Annotated in this window: 21 protein-coding genes; 10 read left to right on the top strand and 11 right to left on the bottom strand. The window is 68.5% G+C overall.

The genetic code is table 11. The features are described from left to right. Positions 1–118 precede the first annotated feature (118 nt). Both DK254_RS12570 and DK254_RS12565 read left to right on the top strand, forming a co-directional pair. Positions 119–895: a ferredoxin--NADP reductase gene (locus tag DK254_RS12570; RefSeq protein WP_089390174.1), complete on the top strand. Its 777-nt coding sequence runs from the start codon at positions 119–121 to the stop codon at positions 893–895. Between the two features lie 188 nt (positions 896–1,083). Continuing rightward, the gene (locus DK254_RS12565) at positions 1,084–2,637 is read left to right on the top strand and encodes a TerC family protein (RefSeq protein WP_109934029.1); all 1,554 of its coding nucleotides are present in this window, start codon (positions 1,084–1,086) and stop codon (positions 2,635–2,637) included. A 17-nt stretch (positions 2,638–2,654) separates the two neighbouring features. On the opposite strand, the gene mscL is transcribed toward DK254_RS12565, so the two are convergent. Further along, complete coding sequence (gene mscL / locus DK254_RS12560; RefSeq protein ID WP_009613146.1) at positions 2,655–3,068, bottom strand: large-conductance mechanosensitive channel protein MscL; 414 nt, start codon at positions 3,066–3,068, stop codon at positions 2,655–2,657. Positions 3,069–3,258: 190 nt separating this feature from the next. Here mscL and DK254_RS12555 point away from each other — a divergent pair, with 190 nt between their 5' ends. The 3 genes from DK254_RS12555 to radA all read left to right on the top strand — a co-directional run bounded on the left by DK254_RS12555 (position 3,259) and on the right by radA (position 5,290). Then, on the top strand, positions 3,259–3,501 hold the full coding sequence (locus DK254_RS12555; RefSeq protein WP_009613144.1) for a YdcH family protein: 243 nt from the start codon (positions 3,259–3,261) through the stop codon (positions 3,499–3,501). Positions 3,502–3,578: 77 nt separating this feature from the next. Further along, entirely contained in the window at positions 3,579–3,821 is a 243-nt protein-coding gene (locus DK254_RS12550; protein WP_089390178.1) for a hypothetical protein, read from the top strand. A gap of 95 nt (positions 3,822–3,916) precedes the next feature. Beyond that, on the top strand, positions 3,917–5,290 hold the full coding sequence (gene radA, locus DK254_RS12545) for a DNA repair protein RadA (protein ID WP_109934028.1): 1,374 nt from the start codon (positions 3,917–3,919) through the stop codon (positions 5,288–5,290). A 489-nt stretch (positions 5,291–5,779) separates the two neighbouring features. Here the strand turns inward: radA and DK254_RS12540 are convergent, their stop codons facing one another. Further along, the gene (locus tag DK254_RS12540; RefSeq protein WP_109934027.1) at positions 5,780–6,151 is read right to left on the bottom strand and encodes a PilZ domain-containing protein; all 372 of its coding nucleotides are present in this window, start codon (positions 6,149–6,151) and stop codon (positions 5,780–5,782) included. 146 nt (positions 6,152–6,297) lie between these two features. Here DK254_RS12540 and DK254_RS12535 point away from each other — a divergent pair, with 146 nt between their 5' ends. The 4 genes from DK254_RS12535 (at position 6,298) to yjiA (ending at position 10,352) form a co-directional block, all read left to right on the top strand. Further along, positions 6,298–6,804, top strand: coding sequence for a DUF3015 domain-containing protein (locus DK254_RS12535; RefSeq protein ID WP_109934026.1), 507 nt, complete (start codon positions 6,298–6,300; stop codon positions 6,802–6,804). A gap of 199 nt (positions 6,805–7,003) precedes the next feature. Then, positions 7,004–9,070 carry a carbon starvation CstA family protein gene (locus DK254_RS12530; RefSeq protein ID WP_109934025.1) on the top strand — a complete coding sequence of 689 codons (2,067 nt, stop codon included), beginning with the start codon at positions 7,004–7,006 and terminating at the stop codon, positions 9,068–9,070. Between the two features lie 15 nt (positions 9,071–9,085). Next, positions 9,086–9,289: a YbdD/YjiX family protein gene (locus DK254_RS12525; protein ID WP_089390183.1), complete on the top strand. Its 204-nt coding sequence runs from the start codon at positions 9,086–9,088 to the stop codon at positions 9,287–9,289. Between the two features lie 73 nt (positions 9,290–9,362). Further along, positions 9,363–10,352 (top strand): GTPase, encoded by a 990-nt coding sequence (gene yjiA / locus DK254_RS12520; protein WP_109934024.1) that lies wholly within the window; start codon positions 9,363–9,365, stop codon positions 10,350–10,352. A 403-nt stretch (positions 10,353–10,755) separates the two neighbouring features. Here yjiA and DK254_RS12515 read toward each other — a convergent pair whose 3' ends face one another. The 9 genes from DK254_RS12515 to DK254_RS12475 form a co-directional block, all read right to left on the bottom strand. Beyond that, entirely contained in the window at positions 10,756–12,243 is a 1,488-nt protein-coding gene (locus DK254_RS12515) for an APC family permease (protein ID WP_109934023.1), read from the bottom strand. Between the two features lie 352 nt (positions 12,244–12,595). After that, positions 12,596–13,339: a cache domain-containing protein gene (locus DK254_RS12510; protein WP_109934022.1), complete on the bottom strand. Its 744-nt coding sequence runs from the start codon at positions 13,337–13,339 to the stop codon at positions 12,596–12,598. Positions 13,340–13,846: 507 nt separating this feature from the next. Beyond that, positions 13,847–14,596, bottom strand: a complete 750-nt coding sequence (locus DK254_RS12505; protein WP_109934021.1) for a FadR/GntR family transcriptional regulator — start codon at positions 14,594–14,596, stop codon at positions 13,847–13,849. A 152-nt stretch (positions 14,597–14,748) separates the two neighbouring features. Beyond that, entirely contained in the window at positions 14,749–15,441 is a 693-nt protein-coding gene (locus DK254_RS12500; protein WP_109934020.1) for an ABC transporter substrate-binding protein, read from the bottom strand. Continuing rightward, the gene (locus DK254_RS12495; RefSeq protein ID WP_109934019.1) at positions 15,438–16,811 is read right to left on the bottom strand and encodes a glutamine synthetase family protein; all 1,374 of its coding nucleotides are present in this window, start codon (positions 16,809–16,811) and stop codon (positions 15,438–15,440) included. Before DK254_RS12495 ends, DK254_RS12500 begins: the two co-directional genes overlap by 4 nt. A gap of 121 nt (positions 16,812–16,932) precedes the next feature. After that, positions 16,933–17,655, bottom strand: coding sequence for an amidotransferase (locus DK254_RS12490; protein ID WP_109934018.1), 723 nt, complete (start codon positions 17,653–17,655; stop codon positions 16,933–16,935). Between the two features lie 10 nt (positions 17,656–17,665). After that, positions 17,666–18,106 (bottom strand): flavodoxin domain-containing protein, encoded by a 441-nt coding sequence (locus DK254_RS12485; RefSeq protein WP_109934017.1) that lies wholly within the window; start codon positions 18,104–18,106, stop codon positions 17,666–17,668. Further along, on the bottom strand, positions 18,103–19,383 hold the full coding sequence (locus DK254_RS12480; protein ID WP_109934016.1) for an FAD-dependent oxidoreductase: 1,281 nt from the start codon (positions 19,381–19,383) through the stop codon (positions 18,103–18,105). Before DK254_RS12480 ends, DK254_RS12485 begins: the two co-directional genes overlap by 4 nt. Beyond that, a complete protein-coding gene (locus tag DK254_RS12475; protein WP_109934015.1) occupies positions 19,380–20,600 on the bottom strand; it encodes a cytochrome P450 in 1,221 nt (406 codons plus the stop codon). Before DK254_RS12475 ends, DK254_RS12480 begins: the two co-directional genes overlap by 4 nt. 284 nt (positions 20,601–20,884) lie before the next feature. On the opposite strand from DK254_RS12475, the gene DK254_RS12470 reads away from it, so the two are divergent. Beyond that, positions 20,885–21,548 (top strand): type 1 glutamine amidotransferase (locus DK254_RS12470; RefSeq protein WP_109934658.1); only part of this gene is annotated, 664 nt, incomplete at its 3' end.

Below are 21,548 nucleotides of genomic sequence, written 5' to 3'. Positions count from 1 at the left end.
TTTTTGTTGCGTCAGGTCAGGCCGGCCGGGGTTTCCGGCAAAGGCCCTGATATCTGACGGTGTTTCTCGGTGTTGCGATGGGAGAAACTGTAGGCAGAGATTGGATCGGGAGCGGAGTATGACCGCCAGCGAAGAGAAGTTCACCCGTCAGACGCTGCTCGACGTGCAGACGCTGACTCCCAGCCTGTTCACCCTGCGCACCACCCGCGACGCGGGCTTTCGCTTCCGCGCCGGGCAGTTCGCCCGCCTGGGCGTGTACAAGCCCAGTGGCAGCATCGTCTGGCGCGCCTATTCGATGGTCTCGGCGCCCCATGACGAGCACCTGGAGTTCTTCTCCATCGTGGTCCCGGGCGGCGAGTTCACCAGCGAGCTGAGCCGCCTGCGCGAGGGCGACCAGTTGCTGGTCGACCGCCAGGCCTTCGGCTTCCTCACCCTCGACCGCTTCCCCGACGGCCGCGACCTCTGGCTGCTGGCCACCGGCACCGGGCTTGCGCCCTTCCTGTCGATCCTCCAGGACTTCGAGGTGTGGGAGCGCTTCGAGACCATCAAGCTGGTCTACAGCGCCCGCGAGGAAAAGGAGCTGGCCTACCGCGAGCTGATCGCCGGCCTGGCCCGCCGCGACTACCTGGCCGAGCACGCCCACAAGCTGCAGTTCATCCCGGTGGTCACCCGCGAGCAGGTGCCCGGCTGCCTGGGCGCGCGCCTCACCACCCTGATCGAGAACGGCGAGCTGGAGCGCGCCGCGGGCCTTGAGCTGTCCCCCGAGCATTCGCGGGTGATGCTCTGCGGCAACCCGCAGATGATCGAGGACACCCGCGCAGTGCTGAAGACCCGCGGCATGAGCCTGGCGCTGACGCGCAAGCCCGGGCAGATCGCCGTGGAGAACTACTGGTAGGCAAGATTTGGAAAAGATTGCCCGCTTAAGCGGCGGGCGTCTTTGCCCTTAGGATGGCCGTCCATTCATAGCCCCTGGAACCCCATGGACTGCCACACGAGCGAGCCGCCCCCGGCGGCCGACGACCTTTTCGCCAGCATCTTCCCCCATACCCTCGCCGCGCCCCTGCGCGCGCCCGGGAGCTGACCATGGAGTGGCTCCTGGACCCTACGGCCTGGCTCGGCCTGCTCACCCTGATCCTGCTGGAGCTGGTGCTGGGCATCGACAACCTGGTGTTCATCGCCATCCTCGCCGACAAGCTGCCGCCGCAGCTGCGCGACCGCGCCCGGCTGATCGGCCTGTCGCTGGCGCTGCTGATGCGCCTGGGCCTGCTGGCCAGCATCTCCTGGCTGGTGACCCTCACCGAACCACTGTTCGAGGTCTTCGGCAAGGCCTTCTCCGGGCGTGACCTGATCATGCTGTTCGGCGGCCTGTTCCTGCTGTTCAAGGCCACCATGGAGCTGCACGAGCGCCTCGAGGGCCGCGTGCACAAGGCTGGCGGCCCGCGGGTCTACGCCGCGTTCTGGCCGGTGGTGGCGCAGATCGTGGTGCTCGACGCGGTGTTCTCCCTGGACGCGGTGATCACCGCCGTGGGCATGGTCGAGCAGCTGGAAGTGATGATGATCGCCGTGGTCTTCTCCATGCTCCTGATGATGGTCGCCAGCAAGCCGCTGACGCGCTTCGTCAACGCCCACCCGACGGTGATCATGCTGTGCCTGGGCTTCCTCATGATGATCGGCTTCAGCCTCACCGCCGAGGGCCTGGGCTTCCACATCCCGAAGGGCTACCTGTACGCCGCCATCGGCTTCTCGATCCTCATCGAGCTGGCCAACCAGGCGGTGCGCTGGCGCCGCCGGCGCAGCCTGCAGGGCCGCCGAGGCCCGCGCGAGCGCACGCGCTACGCGGTGCTGCGCCTGCTGGGCGGCAAGGTGGAGGCCGACGAGGTGGGCGAGGAGATCGCCGACATGCTGGGCGAGGAGCCGGCCGACGCGCCCTTCGACCGCCGCGAGCGGGTGCTCATCAGTGGCGTGCTGGAGCTGGCCGAGCGCTCCATCCGCACGGTGATGACCGAGCGCACCGAGGTGCACCGCATCGACCTCGACGCCGGCGCCGAGCAGACCCGCCAGGTGCTGCTGGAGTCGCCCTTCTCGCGCCTGCTGGTGATCCGCGCCGGCCAGGTGGACGAGCCGCTGGGCTACGTGCACAAGAAGGAACTGCTCAAGGCCATCCTCGCCGGCCGCCAGCCGGACATCGAGCCCCTGCTGCGGGTGCCGCTGAACCTGCCGGACAGCTGCAGCGTGCTCGGCGCCCTGGAGCAGATGCGCCAGGCCTCGACCCACGTGGCCTTCGTGGTCAACGAGTTCGGTGGCTTCGAGGGCCTGCTGACGCTGACCGACATTCTCCAGGCGATCGCCGGGGAACTGCCGGACGCCAGCGAGATGGCCGGCCCGGACATCGAGAAGGGCAGCGACGGCTGGCGCGTGCGCGGCGCCACCACCCTGGCGCTGCTGGCCGAGCGCATCGGCTTCCGCGGCCAGGCGCCGGAGGATTGCCGCACCCTGGGTGGCCTGGCGCTGCACCTGCTGGACCGCCTGCCGGCGGCGGGTGACGAACTGGAGCACCGCGGCTGGCGCCTGCGGGTGCTGGAGGTGAAGGAGCGGCGCGTCGAGCGCCTGCTGCTGCAACCGCCGCGCGCCGCCTGACGGCGCGCGGGGCTGGCTCAGCTGCGGTTCTGCTGGTTCTTCAGCAGGTCGCGGATCTCGGTCAGCAGCACTTCCTCGGGCGTCGGTGCCGGCGGCGCCTCGGGGGCGGCGGCTTCTTCGCGCTTGAGCCGGTTGATCGCCTTCACGCCCATGAAGATGGCGAAGGCCACGATCAGGAAGTCCAGGCAGGTCTGGATGAACTTGCCGTAGGCCAGCACCACCGCCGGGACGTCGCCCTCGGCGGCCTTGAGGGTGATGGCCAGGTCGGAGAAGTCGACCCCGCCGATCAGCAGGCCGATCGGTGGCATGATCACATCGCCCACGAAGGACGAGACGATCTTGCCGAAGGCGGCACCGATGATGATACCGACGGCCATGTCGACCACGTTGCCCTTGACGGCAAAGGCCTTGAACTCGCTGAGCAGACTCATGCAAAGACTCCTTGTTGGGAAGAGGGGACAGGGGGGAGTTTAGCGGCCGCGCCCGCGTTGAACACTACCCCCGCGCTGCCATGGACCGTTGCCCGCGCAAAAGTTCCGGCATGACCGGCGGCGCTGGGCGAAATTCGGGGGTGGTCTAGGCTGAAGGAAATCATCCAGCCCACGCAGAAGGAGGACCGCCATGCCGCTCGAGCACCATCCCCTGGCCCGTGAGTTTCCCGATCAGCGCGCCAAGATCGCCAAGCTCATCGGCGAGAACAGCCATTTCACCCGCCTGGCCGGCACCTACGAGGAACTGGACCGGCGCATCTACGACATCGAGGACGGCCGCGAGCCGCTGGATGACCTGGCACTGAACAACCTGAAGCTGCAGCGCGTCGCCCTGAAGGACGAGATCGCCGAACTGCTGCAGCGTTCAAGCTGAGCTTGATCGACATCAAGGGAGCTCGCCGAGGTCGGGCGTAGTCTTCGGACAACTTTTTCTACTGCTGGTGATCCGCCATGCGTAAAGAGCCGCGTCCCCTGGCCAAGTCCGTCCGCAAACAGGCCAAGACCCCCTTCGACCCGCGCCGGGCGCAGGAGCGCCTGGTGCGCCTGAAGCTGCAGTACGAGCTGCTGGACCAGCGCATCAGCCGGGTGGAGGAGGGCATCGAGCGCCCCGATGGCACCCTGGCCGCGCTGATCATGCGCCGCGAAGGCCTGCGCTACGACATGGAGAGCCAGTACCGCCTGCTGGCGGGCTGATTCCCCGGCCGCACCCGTCGGCCATTGCCGCGCCGGGCTGAAGCGCCCGGCGCGAACCGTTATGATGCGGGCTTTGTTTCCGACGGAGTCCGCCCATGGCCAAGGCCAAGCGCATGTACGGCTGCACCGAGTGCGGCGCCACCTTTCCCAAATGGGCCGGGCAGTGCGCCGACTGCGGCGCCTGGAACACCTTGGTGGAGACCGTCGTCGACACCACGCCCACCGGCGGTTCCGGCAGTTCCGGGCGCGGCGGCTGGGCCGGGCAGCAGGCCAACATCAAGACCCTGGCGGAAGTCAGCGTCGAGGAGATGCCGCGCTTCAGCACCGCTTCCAACGAACTCGACCGCGCGCTTGGCGGCGGCCTGGTGGACGGCTCCGTGGTGCTGATCGGCGGCGACCCGGGCATCGGCAAGTCGACCATCCTCCTGCAGACCCTGTGCAGCATCGCCAGCCGCATGCCGGCGCTCTACGTCACCGGCGAAGAGTCGCAGCAGCAGGTGGCCATGCGCGCGCGGCGCCTGGGTTTGCCGGAAGACAAGCTCAAGGTCATGACCGAGACCTGCATCGAAAGCATCATCGCCACCGCTCGCCACGAGCAGCCCAAGGTGATGGTGATCGACTCCATCCAGACCATCTTCACCGAGCAGCTGCAATCGGCCCCCGGCGGCGTTTCCCAGGTGCGCGAGAGCGCCGCGCTGCTGGTGCGCTTCGCCAAGCAGAGCGGCACGGCGATCTTCCTGGTCGGCCACGTCACCAAGGAGGGCGCCCTGGCCGGCCCGCGGGTGCTGGAGCACATGGTCGACACCGTGCTGTATTTCGAGGGCGAGTCCGACGGCCGCCTGCGCCTGCTGCGGGCGGTGAAGAACCGCTTCGGCGCGGTCAACGAGCTGGGCGTGTTCGCCATGACCGACCGCGGCCTGAAGGAAGTCTCCAACCCCTCGGCGATCTTCCTCACCCGCGCCCAGGAGTCGGTGCCCGGCAGCGTGGTCATGGCCACCTGGGAGGGCTCGCGGCCGATGCTGGTGGAGGTGCAGGCGCTGGTGGACACCAGCCACCTGGCCAACCCGCGGCGCGTCACCCTGGGCCTGGACCAGAACCGCCTGGCCATGCTGCTGGCGGTGCTGCACCGCCACGGCGGCATCCCCACCTACGACCAGGACGTGTTCCTCAACGTGGTGGGCGGGGTGAAGGTGCTGGAAACCGCGTCGGACCTGGCCTTGATGGCAGCGGTGATGTCCAGCCTGCGCAACCGCCCGCTGGACCACCAGTTGCTGGTGTTCGGCGAGGTCGGCCTGTCCGGCGAGGTGCGCCCGGTGCCCAGCGGCCAGGAGCGCCTGAAGGAAGCGGCCAAGCACGGCTTCAAGCGCGCCATCGTGCCCCAGGGCAACGCCCCCAAGGAGGCCCCGGCGGGGTTGCAGGTGATCCCGGTGACGCGCCTGGAGCAGGCGCTGGATGCGTTGTTCGAATAGACGGCGCCGAGGTGCTCTTCGTAGGCGCGAGGGGGCGCCTGGTTCTGGCTCGCGAATGAGCCCAGCAGCGGAATCTGTTCGCGAGCAAGCTCGCTCCTACGAAAAGCCATGTCCGCACCTACGGGGAGGAATACCGTACCTGCCGGCAACCTGTAGGAGCGGGCCCTGCCCGCGAAATCGCGCGCAGGGCGCGCTCCTACAGGGGAATGGTGTAGTGGGGTGGCGTAGGAGCGGATCTCATCCGCGAATCGCGCCGGTGGTTCCGGCTATCGCGGACAAGGTCCGCTCCTACGGGGGAGGAATGCCGTGCTACCCAGCGAACTGTAGGAGCGGGCCCTGCCCGCGATTTCGCGCGCAGGGCGCGCTCCTACATGGGAATGGTGTAGTGGGGCGGCGTAGGAGCGGATCTCATCCGCGAATCGCACCAGTGGTTCCGGCTATCGCGGACAAGGTCCGCTCCTACGAGAAGCCATACCTGCCTGGTGCACCCTACGCCTGCTCCCCCAGCGCCGTCAGCTCTCGCTCCAGCAGCGTCGTATCGCCCAGGTTGAGCTCCACCAGGCGGCGCAGGTGGCTGATGGATTCCAGGTCGATGTGCCGGCAGATGAAGCCCAGCAGGCCCTCGCGTTCCCAGGCCAGGTCCGCCTCCATGTAGATGTTGGCGTCGAAGCCCAGGTAGATGCGGATGTCGAAGGGCTTGCCCGGGTCGCCGTTCCAGCCCGGCGGGCGCGCCACCAGCAGGCCCTGCAGGGAGATGTCGTGCAAGTCGGCCTTCCAGCGCTGGCCGTCCTGGCCGACTTCGGTGCCGGCATCGAAGGCGATGCGGCTGAAGCGCCGTCGTTCGGCGTGATCGTCACTCATGGGCGGGCTCTCCGGCCGTTCTGCGTTCGCCTCACTATAGCCAAGCCCCTGTCGCCCGTCGCTCCGCCGGCCGGCGGTTTGACAGCCGCCCGGGCCTCGCCAAAGCTGCTAGGGCGGTTCCCCATCAAACCAAGGCGGAGCGGAGCATGGACAAGAAGATTCTGGGAAAGGGGCTTATCCTCGGGGTTCTGGCGTCGGCGAGCCTGCTGGCCCAGGCCGATGACGCGAGCGACAAGGGCTGCGGCTGGGGCCAGTTGCTCTTCGAAGGCCAGCGCGGGCTGTTGCCGCACCTGCTGGCCACCACCACCAACGGCACCTCGGGCAACGCCACCTTCGGCCTCACCTCCGGCACCAACGGCTGCGATTCCAACGTGCGCATTCGCTACAGCGGCCGCTCGGTCCTGGCCATGAACGGCATGCTCGACAACATCGCCGAGGACATGGCCCGCGGCCATGGCGACGCGCTGGACGCCTACGCCACCCTGCTCGGCGTGCAGGCGCAGGACCGCGCCCACTTCGCCCAGGTCACCCGGCAGCACTTCGGCGAGATCTTCGCCAGCCAGGACGCCACCAGCGAACAGGTCTACGCCAACACCCTGGCGGTGATGCAGCGCGACCCCACCCTGGCGCGCTACGCCAGGCAGCCCGCCTGAGCCTCCCAGCCCCGCCGGCCCGCGCGCAAATCCTCGGCGCAGAGCGGTTTGCGCCGCGCGGGCCGCGACACCGCACCGCCCCTTTTCAGGCGGCAATATCGTTGCAACGGCTCTAGACTAAGGTCGTATAAATGACTCGCCGGAAAGGACTAGAATTTTTCCTGCGAATTCTCGCCCTTCAACAGTCGGAAGCATCGCCATGAACAATAACAACAGCCTGCTACGTCACATCGCCTGGGCGATCGTGGCGATAGTCGGAGCATGTGCCTTAGGAGTCGTGGCCCTTCGCCGCGGCGAAGCCATCAATGCCTTGTGGATCGTGGTAGCGGCGGTCGCCATCTACCTCGTCGCCTACCGTTACTACAGCCTGTTCATCGCCGACAAGGTGATGCAACTGGACCCCAACCGAGCCACCCCCGCGGTGCTCCACAACGACGGCCTGGACTACGTCCCGACCAACAAGCACATCCTCTTCGGTCACCACTTCGCCGCCATCGCCGGCGCCGGCCCGCTGGTGGGCCCGGTGCTCGCCGCGCAGATGGGCTACCTGCCCGGCACCCTCTGGCTGATCGCCGGGGTGGTCCTGGCCGGCGCGGTGCAGGACTTCATGATCCTGTTCATCTCCAGCCGCCGCAACGGGCGCTCGCTGGGTGAACTGGTGCGCGAGGAAATGGGGCAGGTGGCGGGGACCATCGCCCTGTTCGGCGCCTTCCTGATCATGATCATCATCCTCGCGGTACTCGCGCTGATCGTGGTGAAAGCCCTGGCGGAAAGCCCCTGGGGCATGTTCACGGTGATGGCCACCATCCCGATCGCGATCCTCATGGGCGTGTACATGCGCTACATCCGCCCGGGCCGCATCGGCGAGATCTCGGTGGTCGGCGTGGCCCTGCTGCTGGGCTCCATCTGGCTCGGCGGGCAGGTCGCGGCCAGCTCCGAGTGGGCGCCGGTGTTCATCTTCCACGGCGTGCAGATCGTCTGGATGCTGATCGGCTACGGCGCCATCGCCTCGGTACTGCCGGTGTGGTTGCTGCTGGCCCCGCGCGACTACCTGTCGACCTTCCTGAAGATCGGCACCATTGTCGCGCTGGCCATCGGCATCCTGATCGTCATGCCGGAGCTGAAGATGCCGGCCCTGACCCAGTTCACCGACGGCACCGGCCCGGTGTGGAAGGGCAGCCTGTTCCCCTTCCTGTTCATCACCATCGCCTGTGGCGCCGTGTCCGGCTTCCACGCGCTGATCTCCTCGGGCACCACGCCCAAGCTGCTCAACCGCGAGCCCGACGCCCGCTACATCGGCTACGGCGGCATGCTCATGGAGTCCTTCGTGGCGATCATGGCCATGGTCGCCGCCTCGGTGATCGAGCCGGGCATCTACTTCGCCATGAACAGCCCGCCGGCGGTGGTCGGCACCGACGTTGCCGCGGTGGCCGCGACCGTCAGCAGCTGGGGCTTCGCCGTCACCCCGGAAATGCTCACCCAGACCGCCCAGGACATCGGTGAAACCACCATCCTGGCCCGCGCCGGTGGCGCCCCGACCCTGGCCGTGGGCATCGCCCACATCCTCCACCAGGTGCTGCCGGGCGAAAACACCATGGCCTTCTGGTACCACTTCGCGATCCTCTTCGAGGCGCTGTTCATCCTCACCGCGGTGGACGCCGGCACCCGCGCCGGGCGCTTCATGCTGCAGGACCTGCTGGGCAACTTCGTCCCGGCGCTGAAGAAGACCGACTCCTGGGGCGCCAACATCGTCGGCACCGGCGGCTGCGTGGCGCTGTGGGGCTGGCTGCTGTACCAGGGCGTGGTCGACCCGCTGGGCGGCATCAATACCCTGTGGCCGCTGTTCGGCATCTCCAACCAGATGCTCGCCGGCATCGCCCTGATGCTCGCCACCGTGGTGCTGATCAAGATGAAGCGCCAGCAGTACGTCTGGGTCACCGCGCTGCCGGCGGCCTGGCTGCTGATCTGCACCAGCGCCGCGGGCCTGATCAAGATCTTCGACGGCAACCCGGCGGTGGGCTTCGTCGCCCTGGCGCAGAAGTACGGCGCGGCGCTGGACGCCGGCCAGGTCCTGGCCCCGGCCAAGGACCTCGCCCAGGTCAAGACCGTGATGCTCAACGCCTACATCAACGCCGGCCTCACCGTGCTCTTCCTGCTGGTGGTGTTCAGCGTGCTGGTGTATTCCATCAAGGTCGGCGCCAAGGCCTGGACCAAGAAGGAGCGCACCGACAAGGAAGCGCCGTTCCAGCCCATTCCCGAGGCCTGAGGCAGGAGGTGACACGTGTTCAATGACCTCAGCCGCATGGGCAAGTACCTCGGGCAGGCCGCCAGGATGCTGGTGGGCATGCCCGACTACGACACCTATGTCGAGCACATGCGCAACAAGCACCCGGACAAGCCGGTGATGAGCTACGAGGAATTCTTCCGCGAACGCCAGGAGGCACGCTACGGCGGCGGCAAGGGTCGGCCGATCCGTTGCTGCTGAAGCCGCGGATGGGTGTATAAACGGACGGGCCGCCTGCGGGTGGCCCGTTTTCATTCCTGCCTGGAACCTGCCCATGAGTGATTCCCAACAACCCGCGCAGATCCCGGTGACCGTGCTCACCGGCTTCCTCGGCGCCGGCAAGACCACCCTGCTGCGCCACATCCTGCAGGCCGAGCACGGCCTGAAGATCGCGGTGATCGAGAACGAATTCAGCGACACCCCCATCGACGGCCAACTGCTGGGCGACGCCCCGGCGCAGGTCGTGACGCTGTCCAACGGCTGCGTCTGCTGCACCATCAACAACGACCTGGAGCGTTCGCTGTACCTGCTGCTGGAGCAGCGCGACAGCGGCGAGATCGCCTTCGACCGCCTGGTGATCGAATGCACGGGCCTGGCCGACCCGGCGCCGGTGGCGCAGACCTTCTTCGTCGATGAGACGCTGCGCGAGCGCTACCTGCTCGATGGCATCATCACCCTGGTGGACGCCGCCAACGCCGACCGTCACCTGCAGGAAGCCATCGCCCAGGCCCAGGTCGGCTTCGGCGACCGCATCCTGGTGAGCAAGCGCGACCTGGTCAGCGCCGAGCAGTACCAGGCCCTGGCCGAGCGCCTGCAACGCATCAACCGCCGCGCCGAGCTGCACCCGGTGGACCACGGGGTGATCGACCTCGAGCGCCTGCTCGACGTGCGCGGCTTCAACCTCAACGCCGACGTCGGCCTGCGTCCGCTGCAGCCGCTGCGCCCGGTGACGGCCAGCGACGACCGCATCCGCACCCTGGTGCTGCGCAGCGACAAGGCGCTGAGCATCGAGCGCCTGAGCGAGTTCATGGACGACCTGCTGCAATGGCACGGCAACTCACTGCTGCGCTACAAGGGCGTGCTGAACATCCAGGGCGAGGAACGCCGCCTGGTGTTCCAGGGCGTGCTGCGCCTGTACGGCTTCGACTGGGACACGCCCTGGGGCGAGGACGCGCGCGAGAGCGTGATCGTGTTCATCGGCGACAACCTGCCGGAGGAGCAGATCCGCCAGGGGTTCGAGGCGATCACCGGCGTCGCACCGTAGGGCGAATAACCGTTCGCGGTTATCCGCCGCCCGGCCGGAACACCGGTGCTCGGGGACAACGGCGGATAACGCTGTAGGCGTTATGCGCCCTACGTCGCTGCTCTTGTAGGCGCGAGCTTGCTCGCGAAGGGTGTTTACCTTTGGCGTAGGTGCGTTGGGTGTGGGCTCCGCTCCCTCTCCCTAACCCTCTCCCTGAAGGGAGAGGGGACCGTTCGGCGTGCCCGGGTGTTCAGGCGTTAGCCGGAAGCGCCGTTGCTTCAGGAGTACACGGGACTACCCGTTGGCACGAATAGCCCCCTCTCCCTTCAGGGAGAGGGCTGGGGAGAGGGCGTTCTTCAGCTCCTCACCCTCCTCAAAAAGAAACGCCCGGCATTCACCGGGCGCTCTCCTCAACAACCCACCCTCAGTGCCGTGCCAGCTTCCAGGCGTCGCCGGCCGGCGCAGTGCCCTTGTCGTAGGGCTTGAACACCGTCATGTACACCAGCCCCACGGCGATCACGATGGCGCCCACCAGGATGATCCCGTAGTTGATGTACCAGGGCGCGTCCGGCGTGCGCGGCCAGGACATGTTGATGATCGCCAGCAGGCCGTAGGCCTGGGCGGCGATGTTCACCGGCCAGCCCCACTTGCCCAGGGTGAAGGCGCCGCTGGGCTTCCAGCCTCGCAGGCGGGCGAACAGGGCGGCGCCGACGATCATCTGGAAGGCCAGGTAGATGCCGATGGCGGCGAAGCTGACCACGGTGCCGATGGCATTCTGCAGGTAGAAGCCGATGCACACGATGATCGACGGGATCACCCCGCACACCACCAGGGCGGCGGTGGGCACGTGGGTGTTGGGCGACAGGCGCTGCAGCAGGCGGCTGCCCATGACCATCTCGTCACGGGCGTAGGAGTACAGCAGGCGGCTGGCGGCGGCCTGCAGGCTGAGCACGCAGGAGACGAACGACACCAGGATCACCAGCATCACCAGGCGCGCGCCGAGCGGGCCGAAGGCGCCGTCGAAGATGGTGGTCATCGGGTCCTTGTCGGCGCCGGAGATCACCGCGCCTATGTCCGGCACCGCGAGGATCAGCGCCAGGGCGGCGAACATCGAGGCGCCACCGCCGATCCAGATGGTCATGCGCATGGCCTTGGGAATGCGCCGGCTGGGGTTCGGGGTTTCCTCGGCGACGTCGCCGCAGGCCTCGAAGCCGTAGTAGAGGAACATGCCGGCCAGGGAGGCGGTGAGGAACGCCGGCCAGTAGGCGCCGTCGATGCGGATGTCGAAGGTGTTGAACAGCACCGATATCGGCTGGTGGCGTTCGAAGACCAGCAGGTAGCCGCCGATGACGATGGCGCCGATCAGCTCGCAGAGGAAGCCGAACATGGCCACCCGTGCCAGCAGCTTGGTGCCGCTGAGGTTGAGCAGGGTGGCGACCAGGGTCAGGCCCAGGCCGATCAGGGTGTTGGTCGCCGGGTCGGCCTCGAAGCCGAGCAGCGTGGCGACGTAGGGGCCGGCGCCCAGGGCCACCGCGGCGATGGTCACGCACAGCGACACCGAGTAGATCCAGCCGACCATCCAGGCCCAGCGCTTGCCCACCAGGCGCCGGGCCCAGGGGTACACGCCGCCGGAGATCGGGAACTGCGAGACCACCTCGCAGAAGATCAGGCACACCAGCATCTGCCCCAGGCCCACCAGCAGGTACGACCAGAACATCGGCGGCCCGCCCGCGGCCAGGCACAGGCCGAAGATGCTGTACACGCCGACCACCGGCGAAAGGTAGGTGAAGCCCAGGGCGAAGTTCTGCCACAGGCTCATGCTGCGTTCGAAGTTGGAGGAATAGCCCAGCGCGCGGAGCTGTTCCGCGTCGCGGTCGACCGGGGCGAGACCGGGTTGGATCGGACTGTTCATCGTTATTGTTCCTGTATGGCTATGCACGTCGGCATTGAACAGATGGATCGGGACTGGGAGCCCGCTGCCCACGGCGCGTGGCAGCAGCGGTGAAAACCGGGGCGGCTGGGCCGGGGTAACAGCGGCAGCCGCCTGCGTGGAGCAAGCACAGCCTATGCCATATTACATATGATTTAAAATGTTTTATTGCGCTCTCTTCTCTGGAAGGTGGGAAGGCTGGAGCTAGAGCGGTGGGCTCCTGGGCGCTATGGCCCGGGTGACGGGGCCGCCAGGGCAGTTCAGCGCCCTGGCGGGGGACGAAAATGGGGCGGAGTAACGCCGCACTGCTCCCATAAGGAGCACCGCCGGGGGCTCAGGCCGCGCGGTGGCGCTTCTCCGGCAACTGCACCAGGGTCCAGTGCGCGGACTGCTCGGCCAGGTTGGCGCGCTGGCAGCGGGCGTCGGTGGCCAGCCCCAGGCTGGCTATCTCGCCAGCGATGAAGTTGGCGGTGTTGGCCGCCACCACCCGGCCCTCGCCGCTGAGGATCAGCGCCTCGTGTTCCAGGCGCATGAGCTTGGCGGTGACCACCCGCTCGAAGCGGTTCAGCGCGATGTCCGCGGCGGCCACGCCGAGGAAGCGCCCTTCCAGCAGCAGCGGGCGGGAGAAGGTGAGGATGTACATGTCCTGGCCGTAGAGGTCGACGTAGGGGCCGACCACGCTGCTGCGCCCGCTGTCGCGGGGGATGGCGAACCAGGGCATGGCGCAGTAGTCGTAGAAGTTCTCGCTGCGCCGGTTGAAGTTCAGGCTCAGCGGCACGCTGCGCCCGCCGGCGCCCAGCTGCCGCCACTCCAGGTACATTTCCTGGTCGCGCAGCACGCCCGGCTGCAGCACCACGCCACAGCCCTGCAGGCAGGCGCCGGGCTGCGTCAGGCAGCCTTCGATCAGCGGCCGCAGGCTGGCCAGGTCGGCGGAGTCGACGGGCCTGCCGTCGGCATCGCGCCAGATGCTGTCGATGGCGTTGGCCAGGGTGTCGATCTGGGCAAAGATGTTACCGATCGATACGTCTATGCGCTGGGCGCACTCGTCCAACGGGGTTTCACACACTGCGCTCGCCATGGCCTGGAGTCTCTTGTTCTAAGGGGAAGCGGACCTCTGGCGGATAAAAATCCTAAATAAGAGGTTTGCACGGGAAAAACAGGGCAAGGGTTGTGCCAACGCGGCTTCGGCTGCTTCTTGTAGGAGCGAGCTTGCTCGCGAACAAGCCCCGCAGCGGAATCTGTTCGCGAGCAAGCTCGCTCCTACGAAGAGCCGAAGAGCGTTTCGGTGCTACGGGAAGACGGAGCACCGCGGCCCGGGAACAATGGCGGATAACGCCGTAGGCGTTATGCGCCCTACGCGGAGTTCAAGGCGTGGGATGGTGATGGGAGCGCTTGTGGACCTGTAGGACCTTGTCCGCGATTCGCGCGCAGGGCGCGCTCCTACAAGGGAATGCCCGGGGGGGCGTAGGGCGCATAACCGTTCGCGGTTATCCGCCGTCGGCCGATGCACCGGTGCCCGGGGCTGCGGCGCATAACGCCGTAGGCGTTATGCGCCCTACGGGTATGGGGAACGCCGTTGGGGTGGCTAGGGCTCTTCCTGGGCCAGCAGCTCCAGCTTCATGTCGATCAGGCGCTTGATGCCGCGGTTGACGTGGGCCTCGACCATGGCGCCGGCCAGGTTCGGGTCGCCGGCGACTATCGCCTCGCGGATCGCCGTGTGTTCCTGCTGGATGGTTTCCACGCTGGGGGCGCCGGGCACCGGCAGCCAGAGCAGTTCGCCGATCTCCGCCTGCAGGCGGATTTCCGCGTGGGTGAGGCGCACCGACTGCGAGGCCACGGCGATCTCGATGTGGAAGCGCGCGTCGGCGCGGCGGCGTTCGTGACGGGTGGCGGCCTTGCCCAGGGCCTCGATGTACTGCGCCAGGTGCTGGTGGTGCTCGCGGGAGGCGCGGCGGGCGGCCAGGCGCGCGGTGGTGCCGGAAATGGCGATGTGTTCGTCGCAGAGGTCGCGCAGGTCGATGGTGCTCAGCTCGTCGAGGCGGCTCAAGACGATCTCCGCGGGGATTTCCTCGATGGCGCGGATGAAGCTGCCGCCGTTGCGCCCGCGGCGGGTCTCGATGACGCCGCGCTGGCGCAGGTAGGCCAGGGCTTCGCGGAGGGTCACGGTGGCGACGCCGAACTGCATGGCCAGCTCGGTCTCGCTGGGCAGTTGCTGGCCCTCGGCGAACAGGCCGAGGTCGATGGCGTCCATCAGCCGGCGCACGACCTCTTCGGTGCGGCCTTCCTGGCGCAGGCGGATGAACGGGCCGGGAGCGGTGGGTGAGGATCCATTCATGCTGCGGTACGGCCGCGGCGTGGAGGGCGCGCCGGAGCCAGAACTCCTGTAAGGGCCGGAAGGGGTGAAGGGCTGGCGCAGTATAACCTCATACTCAGAGTTCAATGTAGAAAGCGGCCGCCCCACGGGGCGGCCGTTTGCCGCGGTATGTTTCAGAAGGGGTAGGCGAGGCTCGGCATCCAGCGCTGCCAGATGCGTTGCAGCTCGCCGTCGGCCTTCAGCGCCGCCAGGGCGCTGTCCACCTCGTCCAGCCACTGCCCCTGGCCGCGCTTCACGGCGATGCCCCAGCGGTTGTGGGTGGGCACGCTGAAGCCGATGGCCAGGTCGGCCTCCTCGGCCAGCGGCACCAGCGCCACGTCGTCGTCCACCAGGGCGTCGATGCGGCCGTCGCGCAGGGCCTGGACCATGTCGCCGAGCACGTCGTCGGTGTCACCGCCGAAGGGTACGGTGACGCAGCCTTCGAAGGTTTCCGCCAGGGCCATGTTGAGGCTGTTGGCGATCGCCCCGACGCGCTTGCCGACCAGGTCCGCCGGGCTGCGCACCAGGCTGCCGCGCAGCACCATCACCGCCTCGTCGAACACCGCGTAGGGCGCGGTGAAGTCGGCGAGGGTCAGGCGGTAGTTGGAGATGCCCTGGCCGCACAGCAGCAGGTCGCCGTCGCCGGCCTGCAGCGCCGGGTAGAAGTCCGCCCAGTTGCGGTAGACGAACTGGGCCTCGCGGCCCAGGCGCGCGGCCAGGGCGCGGGCGACGTCGGACTCGTAGCCGTGGCGGTAGCCCTCGGCGTCCTTGTGGAACAGCGGCGGGGCCGGCAGGTCGGCGCAGAGAACGCGCAATACGCCGCTCATGGCAGGTAGTCCATGTACATCTTGGCTTCCCACTCGGTGACCACCGAGCAGTAGCGCGCCCACTCGTCGGCCTTCAGGTCGCGGTACAGCTCGGCCATCGCCGGCGGCAGCGCGCCGCGCACCACGGCGTCTTCGTCGAAGGCCTGCACGGCCTCGCCGAGGGTCATCGGCATGCGCACGTTCTCGCGGGCGGCGGGGATGCTGTCGCTGTTGTCCGGGGTGCCCGGGTCGGTGCGGTTGGCCAGGCCGTCGCGGATGCCGGCCAGCAGCAGGGTGTGCGACAGGTAGGGGTTCACGCTGGCGTCGGGCAGCTTGTATTCCAGGCGGCCGTTGGCCGACAGGCGCACGGTGCAGGTCTTGTTGTCCATGCCCCAGTTCAGGCGGTTGGGGGCGAACAGGCCGGCGTCCCAGAAGCGCTTGTAGGAGTTCACCGTGGAGGCCATCACCAGCATCGAGCCCGGGGCGTGGGCCAGCAGGCCGCCGAGGGCGTGGCGGCCGGTGTCGGTCAGGTGCAGTTCGCGGCGGCCGGCTTCGGCCAGCACGTTCTGCTCGCCGCGCCAGAGGCTGAAGTTGTGGTGGCAGCCGCTGCCCATGCTGCCGGTGGTGGGCTTGGGCATGAAGCTGGCGCGCACGCCGAACTCGTTGGCCACCTGGCGGCAGATCAGGCGGTAGGTCACCAGGCGGTCGGCGGTGAGGTGGCAGTCGTCGAACATCCAGTTCAGCTCCAGCTGGCCCGGGTCTTCGTAGTCGCCCTCGATCATGTCCAGGCCCATGGCCCCGGCGTACTGCATCACGCGCTGGAAGATCGGCCGCATGGTCTCCAGGTTGCCCAGGTGGTAGGCCGGGCTGGCGCCGGGGCGCACCTTGACCTCCAGCTTGTCGCCGAACCAGGTCATCTCCGGCTCGCAGCCGGTCTTCAGGCTCAGCCCGGTGTCGGCGGTGAAGGCCTTGTGGCTGTCGATCAGCAGGCCGCGGGCGTCGGTGGCCAGCACCTGGCCGGCGACTTCCTGGCGGTGGTCGGGCTCGTACAGGCGGCAGAAGAAGCTGCCGATGGACTTGTCCCAGGGCAGCACGTTGAAGCTGCTCACGTCGGGGATGGCGGTGAACTCGGCGGCCTGGGCGCCGCCGCCGAGCAGCACGCCGGCGCGGGTGCTCTGCAGATCGGAGAGCGCGGTGCGGTGGAACTGCACGCCCTTCTCCAGGTTGCGCAGCAGGTGCTTGGCCGGCACCACCTTGGCCAGCACGCGGCCGCTGAGGGTGACCACCTGGTAGTACAGGTACTCCACGCCGGCGTCGCGGATGCGCGCGGCGAGGTCCTGGGCGACGGCGGAGCTGGTGTTGTATTCCTTGTGTAGATCGAGCGCTGTCATTTCGGGGTTCTCCTCGGGCAGCGGCAGGCAAGGCACGCTGCGATGGCGGATGAATTTAGATTTGTAAACTGTGTTTATATGTTTTTAAGCGAAGAACGCGACCTCTCTGCCAGGTTCCGGGCTAGGGGATGAATGGGGAACAGACCGCTCGGGTGTGTTCGCGGAAGAAGGCGGCGGCCCAGCGGGCGACCTGCCGGTTGTCCGGGGTCAGCCGCTGCAGCGATTCCCAGGCCCGGGCGGTGACGTCCGCCGGCAGCAGGCCATTGCCGTAGCGGTCGAGCAGGGCGGCCAGGTAGTCCACGGTGAACTCCGGGTGGAACTGCACCGAGCGCGCCGGGAAGGCGTATTCCAGCACCCCGTGCGGGCAATGGGCGGAGCCGCCGGCCACGCGCGCCTGTGGCGGCAGGCTGCTGACCTGGTCCTGGTGGAACACCAGGGTGGCGGCATCCTCCAGGCCTTCGGCGGCATAGCGGTAGGCCTGGGCGCCGACGCCCCAGCCGACCTCGGCACGGGTGGTGCGGCCCTCGTAGGCGTCGGCCATGATCTGGTGCCCGAAGCAGATGCCGAACACCGGCCGGCGCAGGCTGCGCAGGCGCCGTAGCAGGGCCACCAGCTGCAGCATCCAGGGGCTGTGTTCGTAGCAGCTGTGGCGCGAGCCGGTCAGCAGGTAGCCGTCGAAGGCCGTGGCCTCGGGCAGGGCCTCGCCGCGCACCGCCGAGACATAGGTGAAGTCCGCTTCGGGCAGCGCCGGGGCCAGCCAGCTTTCGATCATCGCCGGGTAGCTGCCGAAGCTGTCCTGCAGTTCCTCGGGGACCAGGCCGTTCTCGATGATGCACAGGCGCATGGCGTTCTCCTCAGATCTGCCCGAGCAGGGTCTTGGCCCAGGCCAGGGCGGCGTCGCCGGGCAGCTCGCCGCTGGAGGCGTCGTGCTGGCCGTACTCGCCCACCGCCGTGGCGCCCAGCTCCACCAGGGTGTCGGCGATGATCCGGCTGCCGCGGTTGAAGGTCTCGTAGAAGCTGTCGCCCAGGCCGAAGGTGGCGAAGCGCAGGCCCGCCAGGTCCGGGCGCCTGCTCTGCAGCGCGGCGTGGAAGGGCTGGGCGCTGTTGGGCAGCTCGCCGTCGCCATAGGTGGAGCAGACGATGACGTGGAAGTCGCCGGTATCCAGCTCGGCCGGGTCGAAGGCGGCCATGTCGCGGACCTGGGTGGTGTAGTCGGCGCCCAGGGCGTCGGCGAGGTCGTCGGCGACCATCTCGGCGTTGCCGGTCTCGGTGCCGAAGAGGATGAGGATGTTCATGCGGGGTTCTCCTGGGGGCTGCGGGCGATGGCGAGCATGCCGGCGCGGTCGGTGATCTTGCGGCGCACGCGGCCGTCGGCGGCGGCCCGGGTCTCGGCGTGGTCGATGCGCTGCCACTGGGCGTAGCCGACGCCGCGTTCGCGCAGCCCGGCGGGCAGGGCGGCGAGGCCGGGGCGGCCGCTGCGCGGTGCGGCCTGCAGGTCGGCGAACATGGTTTCGGCGACGAGGCGGGCGTCCTGGCGGTTCTCCGGGATGGTCCCGCGCGGGCCGCGGCGCAGCCAGCCGACGCAGTAGAGGCCTTCGTCCAGGCGGCCGCGCTCGAGGTCGGCGCTGGCGCCCAGCAGGGCATCGCGGTGCAGCGGGCCGTCGGCCGCTTCCTCGAAGCCGATGGCGCTGACCAGGCTGTCCACTTCCAGGCGCAGCTCGCGGCCATCGGCGTGGCGCAGCGGCAGGGCCTCGATGCGCCCGCTGCCGTCGATGGCGCGGGGCGTCCAGCCGAAGCGGAACACCAGTTCGCGGCCCGTTGCCGGCTGCGCCTGCGCGGCCAGCGCGCGCAGCACGTCCAGGCGCGCCTGCCCGGCGGCGTCGGCACTCGGACAGGGCTCCGGCGGCAGGTCCTCGATGCGGATGCGCACCCCGGCCAGCTTGCCCAGTTCGCGCAGCATCACCGGGTCGAAGCGGGCCTGGTCGGCCGGCGAGCGGCCGACGATGTCGATGCGTTCCACGCCTCCGGCCAGCAGCGCCTGCAGCGGGGCCTCGGCGATGTCGGAGCCGGCGAAGTCCCCGGCCGACTTGGCCAGCAGGCGCAGCACGTCGATGGCCACGTTGCCGTTGCCGACGATGGCCACGCGGCGGCCGAACGCCGGGGCGAAGCCCTGTTCGTCCGGGTGGCCGTTGAACAGGCGGGTGACGCGGCCGGAGCCGTAGACGCCAGCCAGCCCGTCGCCGGGGATGCCCAGGCGGCGGTCGCCGTACAGGCCGGTGGCGAGCACCACCAGGTCGAAGGCTTCGCGCAGTTGCTCCAGCGACAGGTCGCGGCCCACTTCCAGGTTGCCGAGGAAGGCCACGCCCTCGCGCTCGAACAGCCGCTCGAACTGCCGGCACACCGCCTTGGTGCCCTGGTGGTCCGGCGCCACGCCGTAGCGCACCAGGCCGAAGGGCGCGGGCAGGCGCTCGACCAGCACGATCTGCGCGTCCGCCCAGTGCTTGCGCAGGGCCTGGGCCAGGTAGCAGGCCGAGGGCCCGCTGCCGACTATGGCGACGCTGGGCGCGTTCATTCGCCGCGCACCGCGTCGAAGCGGATCGGCAGGCGGGTGGCGCCGGTGTTGCCGCTGTCCGGCAGCCATTCGGCCTCGCCGTTGGGCGCCGGGTTCTTCAGGTGCTGGGCGAGCAGGGCCAGGGCCGCGGTCATGTCGCCGCGGGCGATGAAGTGGCCGATGCAGTGGTGCGCGCCGGCGCCGAAGCCGAAGTGCGGCAGGCGCTTGGCGGTGATGTCGAAGCTGGCGTCCTCGAAGGCGTGCGGGTCGCTGCCGGCGGACTGGCTGAACAGGTGCAGGGTGGTGCCCTTGGCGATGTGCAGGCCCTGGTACTCGAAGTCCTCCAGCGCCTCGCGGGTGACCCAGGTGACGGTCGGGCGCACGCGCATCACTTCTTCCACGGCGGCGCGGGCCAGCTCGGGGTCGTTGCCCAGCAGCTCCCATTGCGCGGGGTGCTGCAGGAAGGTGTCCATGGCCAGGCTGAGCTGGTTGCGGGTGGTGTCGATGCCGCCGAAGATCGCCAGGACGATCATGTCGTACAGCTCCTGGTCGCTGAGGGCGTTCTTGTCCTCTTCGTTGGCGCGCACCAGGCTGCTGAGGAAGTCCTCGCCCAGGCCGTTGCGCTTGAGCGCCTCCACCGCCTGGCGGGCATAGCCGAAGAGCTTGTCGGTGGCGGCGTTGATGCGCGCTTCGTCGCGCTTGAAGGTCACGCCCAGGGCCAGGCCCATCTCCACCGCCAGCTCGGCCAGGCCCTTCCACTCGCTGATCGGCAGGCCGAGCAGCAGGCAGATCACCTGGGTGGCGTAGGGCTCGGCGAACTCGCTGACGAACTCGCATTCGCCGCGCCCTTCGAACCGGGCGATCAGGTCGCCGGCCAGGCGTTGGAAGTCCGGCATCATCTGCTTCACCAGCTTGGGCGCGAAGGCCGGGTTGGCCAGGCGGCGCAGGCGCGAATGGTCGGCGCCTTCCTTGCTCAGCAGCATGCGCATCCACCAGTCGGCGAAGCTGCCGGTGGCGTTGTTGTGCGCGGGCCAGGCGTAGCTGCCCTGGCGCAGGCGCTGGTCGCGCAGCAGCTTGTTCACCTCGTCGTAGCGCAGCACGGCGATGCCGTAGGGCGTGCGGGCGAACCAGCTCTTCTCGCGGGCCTCCATCACCGCCCGGGAGCGGATGGAAAAGGCCGGGTCGCTGACATCCAGGTAGGGCGCGTCATCGAGGCGGGTAGGGGCGCTGGTGGTCATTCGGACACCTCCGTTCTGGCGCTTGCCGCCAGTGGGCGGTGCGCTGTTGTTGTGATGGGCGATGCCGGGCGGCGCCGCCATCCGCCGTCGGTGGGCGGCGGGGGATGGATTTGAATTTAAAATATGGTTTCATAGTTTTCAACAGGCTTTTTTCGCCTTTCCGTTGTCTTTTGAGTGGGCCTTGGCTGCTCGCGAAAGCGAGAGTCCAGGTTTCATGCGGGTTTCAGCGCTGCGGATGGGTGAAATAAAAAATCTGTTTTGGAATCTTTTAAGGAGAAAACGCCATGAAACCATCCCGTGCCATCGCCGTGCTGCACGACGCCGCCGACGTCGCCGGCTGCCTGCCGGAGCTGTTCGCCGAGCAGGGCATCGACCTGGAGCTGCGCTGCGTGGAGGACTTCCTGCCGCCGCCGGACAGCCTGGAGCTGCTGCTGGTGCTGGGCAGCCCCGAGTCGGCCTACGACCACCGCGTGCCCTGGCTGGGCGGCGAGCTGGCCTGGCTGAAGGCCGTGCAGGCCCATGGCGTGCCGACCCTGGGCATCTGCTTCGGCAGCCAGCTGCTGGCCCGCGCCCTGGGCGGCGAGGTGTACCGCAACCGCCAGGCCGAGATCGGCTGGACGCCCATCGAGACCGCGCCGGCGGACCAGGCCCTGCGCGGCCCCTGGCTGAACTTCCATTTCGACGCCTTCACCCCGCCGCCGGGCGCCACCCTGGTGGGCAGCACCGAGCTGGCGGCCCAGGCCTACCGCCACGGCCGCAGCCTGGGCGTGCAGTTCCACCCGGAGATCGACACGGCGATGTTCGACACCTGGATCGCCTACTGGCGGCGCAGCGAGGAAGGCCGGCGCTTCATGGCCGAGGCAGGCGACCTGCCGGAGCGGATCCGCGCGGAGATCGCCGAGCGGGAGGGGGTGAACAAGGCGAATTGCCGGGCGTTGCTGGGGGACT

Origin of the sequence: Pseudomonas sp. RW407 (assembly GCF_003176655.1) — a bacterium.
Lineage (GTDB): Bacteria > Pseudomonadota > Gammaproteobacteria > Pseudomonadales > Pseudomonadaceae > Pseudomonas > Pseudomonas delhiensis.
Note: the sequence above shows the minus strand (reverse complement) of the source record. Positions and strands in the feature narration are given on the sequence as shown.

What these genes read in the sequence shown, in the direction of transcription:
- DK254_RS12515 (WP_109934023.1), bottom strand. Translation starts at nt 12,243, where the DNA reads ATGAACAGTCCGATCCAACCCGGTCTCGCCCCGGTCGACCGCGACGCG.
- DK254_RS12555 (WP_009613144.1), top strand. Translation starts at nt 3,259, where the DNA reads ATGCCGCTCGAGCACCATCCCCTGGCCCGTGAGTTTCCCGATCAGCGC.
- mscL (WP_009613146.1), bottom strand. Translation starts at nt 3,068, where the DNA reads ATGAGTCTGCTCAGCGAGTTCAAGGCCTTTGCCGTCAAGGGCAACGTG.
- DK254_RS12495 (WP_109934019.1), bottom strand. Translation starts at nt 16,811, where the DNA reads ATGACAGCGCTCGATCTACACAAGGAATACAACACCAGCTCCGCCGTC.
- DK254_RS12530 (WP_109934025.1), top strand. Translation starts at nt 7,004, where the DNA reads ATGAACAATAACAACAGCCTGCTACGTCACATCGCCTGGGCGATCGTG.
- DK254_RS12500 (WP_109934020.1), bottom strand. Translation starts at nt 15,441, where the DNA reads ATGAGCGGCGTATTGCGCGTTCTCTGCGCCGACCTGCCGGCCCCGCCG.
- DK254_RS12570 (WP_089390174.1), top strand. Translation starts at nt 119, where the DNA reads ATGACCGCCAGCGAAGAGAAGTTCACCCGTCAGACGCTGCTCGACGTG.
- DK254_RS12535 (WP_109934026.1), top strand. Translation starts at nt 6,298, where the DNA reads ATGGACAAGAAGATTCTGGGAAAGGGGCTTATCCTCGGGGTTCTGGCG.
- DK254_RS12540 (WP_109934027.1), bottom strand. Translation starts at nt 6,151, where the DNA reads ATGAGTGACGATCACGCCGAACGACGGCGCTTCAGCCGCATCGCCTTC.
- yjiA (WP_109934024.1), top strand. Translation starts at nt 9,363, where the DNA reads ATGAGTGATTCCCAACAACCCGCGCAGATCCCGGTGACCGTGCTCACC.
- DK254_RS12480 (WP_109934016.1), bottom strand. Translation starts at nt 19,383, where the DNA reads ATGAACGCGCCCAGCGTCGCCATAGTCGGCAGCGGGCCCTCGGCCTGC.
- radA (WP_109934028.1), top strand. Translation starts at nt 3,917, where the DNA reads ATGGCCAAGGCCAAGCGCATGTACGGCTGCACCGAGTGCGGCGCCACC.
- DK254_RS12550 (WP_089390178.1), top strand. Translation starts at nt 3,579, where the DNA reads ATGCGTAAAGAGCCGCGTCCCCTGGCCAAGTCCGTCCGCAAACAGGCC.
- DK254_RS12505 (WP_109934021.1), bottom strand. Translation starts at nt 14,596, where the DNA reads ATGAATGGATCCTCACCCACCGCTCCCGGCCCGTTCATCCGCCTGCGC.
- DK254_RS12510 (WP_109934022.1), bottom strand. Translation starts at nt 13,339, where the DNA reads ATGGCGAGCGCAGTGTGTGAAACCCCGTTGGACGAGTGCGCCCAGCGC.
- DK254_RS12485 (WP_109934017.1), bottom strand. Translation starts at nt 18,106, where the DNA reads ATGAACATCCTCATCCTCTTCGGCACCGAGACCGGCAACGCCGAGATG.
- DK254_RS12565 (WP_109934029.1), top strand. Translation starts at nt 1,084, where the DNA reads ATGGAGTGGCTCCTGGACCCTACGGCCTGGCTCGGCCTGCTCACCCTG.
- DK254_RS12490 (WP_109934018.1), bottom strand. Translation starts at nt 17,655, where the DNA reads ATGCGCCTGTGCATCATCGAGAACGGCCTGGTCCCCGAGGAACTGCAG.
- DK254_RS12475 (WP_109934015.1), bottom strand. Translation starts at nt 20,600, where the DNA reads ATGACCACCAGCGCCCCTACCCGCCTCGATGACGCGCCCTACCTGGAT.